Annotated in this window: 4 protein-coding genes; 3 read left to right on the plus strand and 1 reads right to left on the minus strand. The window is 71.9% G+C overall.

Annotation, left to right across the window (positions count from 1 at the left end):
- Positions 1 to 19: 19 nt before the first annotated feature.
- Positions 20 to 544 (minus strand): hypothetical protein, encoded by a 525-nt coding sequence (locus tag ACFWGZ_RS40520; protein WP_382456892.1) that lies wholly within the window; start codon positions 542 to 544, stop codon positions 20 to 22.
- Between the two features lie 349 nt (positions 545 to 893).
- Here ACFWGZ_RS40520 and dpgA point away from each other — a divergent pair, with 349 nt between their 5' ends.
- The 3 genes from dpgA to ACFWGZ_RS40535 form a co-directional block, all read left to right on the plus strand.
- Complete coding sequence (dpgA, locus tag ACFWGZ_RS40525; protein WP_382456893.1) at positions 894 to 2,018, plus strand: 3,5-dihydroxyphenylacetyl-CoA synthase DpgA; 1,125 nt, start codon at positions 894 to 896, stop codon at positions 2,016 to 2,018.
- 25 nt (positions 2,019 to 2,043) lie between these two features.
- Positions 2,044 to 2,736 (plus strand): enoyl-CoA-hydratase DpgB, encoded by a 693-nt coding sequence (gene dpgB, locus ACFWGZ_RS40530; protein WP_382456894.1) that lies wholly within the window; start codon positions 2,044 to 2,046, stop codon positions 2,734 to 2,736.
- Positions 2,733 to 2,928: hypothetical protein (locus ACFWGZ_RS40535; RefSeq protein WP_382456895.1), on the plus strand; the 196-nt coding region annotated here is incomplete at its 3' end. The genes dpgB and ACFWGZ_RS40535, both read left to right, overlap by 4 nt.

A 2,928-nucleotide genomic window follows, 5' to 3' on the forward strand; every position in this document is an offset into this window, starting at 1 on the left:
CCCCTGCTCGCTGCGCGGATCAGACGACGGTCGTCGTCGTGGCCACGCCGGGCGCGGTCTTCGGGGTGCAGACCAGGTGGTACCCGAGCGACTCGTACACCGTCTCCACGACGCCGGGCGTGAACTTCCACGTGCCCTTGGCGGTCGCGGTGAACGACGTGAGGCCGCCGGTCAGGGTCAGCGGGTCACCGGCGGGCGGCACGGACGCGTTCGTGAGGCCGGTCGCGGTCTGCGTGCCGGAGCCCGCCCCGCTCGCGGTCACCTTCACCTGGCCGGCGATGGTGTGCGGCTCCAGGCCCTCGGGGGCGGGCGTCGTGGTCTGCAGCGTCACCCTGACCGGGACCTGGCTGCCCTTGGTCACGCGCGTCGGCACGGTGAAGGTGATGCGGAAGACCGTGTCGGCGGGCTCCATCGGCGGCTCCACGCAGGCGAACTCGACGCTCACCGTGCCGGAGTTGACCGGCGGCGTCGCGTGGGCAGGAGCGGCCAGGAGCAGTGCGACCGACGCCGCCGTCAGCACCGCGGCCAGTCTTGTTCGAATCATGTTTCGGCACCTCAATCGAGATCGTCGTCGCCGCGCGCTATTTCATCCGGTGGCGGCGACGGTTCAAGGGTTCCCAATGCTGTGGTCCCCAGTGGACGGTGAAATCTAGACCAAGCGCGGCCACTGCTGTAAACCCCTGCGCACCCTTAACGTCCCCCTATCTTCCCCTAATGGGCCGGAACGGCTCCGCAACAAACTCCTCACGTACCGCCGATCAATTCGAGTACGGTTCCGACAGGACAATCACCGACCCGGAACTCCGATGCGCCGCCGCGAATCCAGAGCGGGGACTCGCCGGTGATCCCTCTCCTCGTCGACGACCTCTTCCGGGAGCAGGCAGATGACACAAGTGACCAGCAGGGTGATTTCCCCGTCGTCGGACCAGATGCCGCTGGCCCACCCCGAGCGGGTCCACCACAGCCGCACGAAAGCGCGGATCGTGGGCGTCGGCACGGCCGTGCCGCCGGAGTCGTACTCGCAGCAGGAACTGCTCGACCTGTTCGACGTGCGGGACCCGAAGATCCGCGGCGTGTTCCTCAACAGCGCCATCGACCGCCGGTTCCTCGTCCTGCCGCCGCGCACCCCGGACGGTGCCGTGGTCACCGAGACGCAGGGCGAGCTGCTGGGCAGGCACCGCCGCCAGGGCGTGGACATGGCCGCCCGGGCGATCCGCTCGACGCTGGAGAAGGCGAACGCCACCCTGGCCGACGTGCGGCACCTGTGCTGCGTCACCTCCACCGGTTTCCTCACCCCCGGCTTCAGCGCGCTCCTGGTCAAGGAGCTCGGGCTGCGGCCGGACATCAGCAGGCTCGACGTCGTCGGCATGGGCTGCAACGCGGGCCTGAACGGCATGAGCGCCACCACCGGCTGGGCGGGAGCGCATCCCGGCGACCTCGCGCTGATGGTGTGCGCGGAGGCGTGCTCCGCCGCCTACGTCTTCGACGGCACCATGCGCACCTCCGTGGTCAACAGCCTGTTCGGCGACGGCGCGGCGGCCGTGGCGGTCGTCGCGGGCGGCGGCGACACCAGGCCCGGCCCCGCGGTGCTGCGGTCCACCAGCCACATCATCACCGACGCGATCGACGCGATGCGGTTCGACTGGGACGACGACCACGGCCGCTTCAGCTTCTTCCTCGACCGCGAGGTGCCCTACGTGGTGGGCGCGCACGCCGAGAGGGTGGTGTCCGGTCTCCTGGCCGGCACCGGCCTGCGGGTGAGCGACATCGGCCACTGGGTCGTGCACTCGGGCGGCAAGAAGGTCATCGACGCGGTCATGGTCAACCTCGGTCTGACCCGGCACGACCTGCGGCACACCACCGGAGTGCTGCGCGACTACGGCAACCTCTCCAGCGGCTCGTTCCTGTTCTCCTACGCGCGCCTGCTGGACGAGGGTGTGGTGCGGCCCGGTGATCACGGGGTCCTCATGACCATGGGCCCCGGTTCGACCATCGAAGCCGCGCTGCTGCGCTACTGACCCAGGCGAGAGTGAGCGAGGCGCAATGGCTTTCCCCACGAGCGAGACGCGGCCCGACCACCCGGCGGTCCTGCTGACCGTCGGGAGCGACCGCACGTTGACGGCCGCACTGGTCGCGGAGCTGACCGGGCTCTGCGACCGGGTCGAGGACTCCGGCGGCGGGCCGGTGGTGATCGGTGTCGGCGGACCGCCCCCCGGCGGGACCCCGTCGTGGCCGGGCACCGCGGAGATCCACTTGGTGGGCAAGTGGGAGAACGCCCTGCGGCGGCTGGAACGCCTGAGGGCCGCGGTGGTCGCGGTCGCCTCCGGGCACTGCACCGGTCCCGCGGCGGAGGTCCTGCTGGCGAGCGACTACCGGATCGGCACCGCGGACCTGGTCCTCGAGGTGGCAGGCGGCCCGGCGTCCCCGTGGCCGGGCATGGCGCTGCACCGGCTGGCCAACCAGATCGGCGTGACGCGGGCCCGGTCGCTGGTGCTGTTCGGCGGCGCGGTCTCCCCCGCGCAGGCGCTGGAGATCGGCGTGCTCGACGAGGTCGTCGACACCGTCGACACCGCGGTGGCGGCCGCCCACCGGGCCACCCGCGTGACGTCGGGCAGCGAGCTCGCGCTGCGGCGCAGACTGCTGCTGGACGCCACGACCACGAGCTTCGAGGACGCGCTCGGCGCACACCTCGCGGCGTGCGACCGGACGCTGCGCCGCAACCAGGCGGCGGGATGACGGCCACCACGGCCGCCACGGGAATCGGTGCGGACGCGGAGGAACTGCGAGCGCGGGCCGCCCGCACCGACGAGGTGGTGGCCGCTCTCCCCCCGGTCCCCGACCGGTCGCCCGAGCAGCGGGAGCTGGCCCGTGCGGCACACCGGGCGGCCCGGTTCGCCCGGTCGGAGTTCCTGCGCGTGCACGCCGACC

This window comes from Lentzea sp. NPDC060358, assembly GCF_042725365.1.
Lineage (GTDB): Bacteria > Actinomycetota > Actinomycetes > Mycobacteriales > Pseudonocardiaceae > Lentzea.

What these genes read in the sequence shown, in the direction of transcription:
- dpgB (WP_382456894.1), top strand. Translation starts at nt 2,044, where the DNA reads ATGGCTTTCCCCACGAGCGAGACGCGGCCCGACCACCCGGCGGTCCTG.
- ACFWGZ_RS40520 (WP_382456892.1), bottom strand. Translation starts at nt 544, where the DNA reads ATGATTCGAACAAGACTGGCCGCGGTGCTGACGGCGGCGTCGGTCGCA.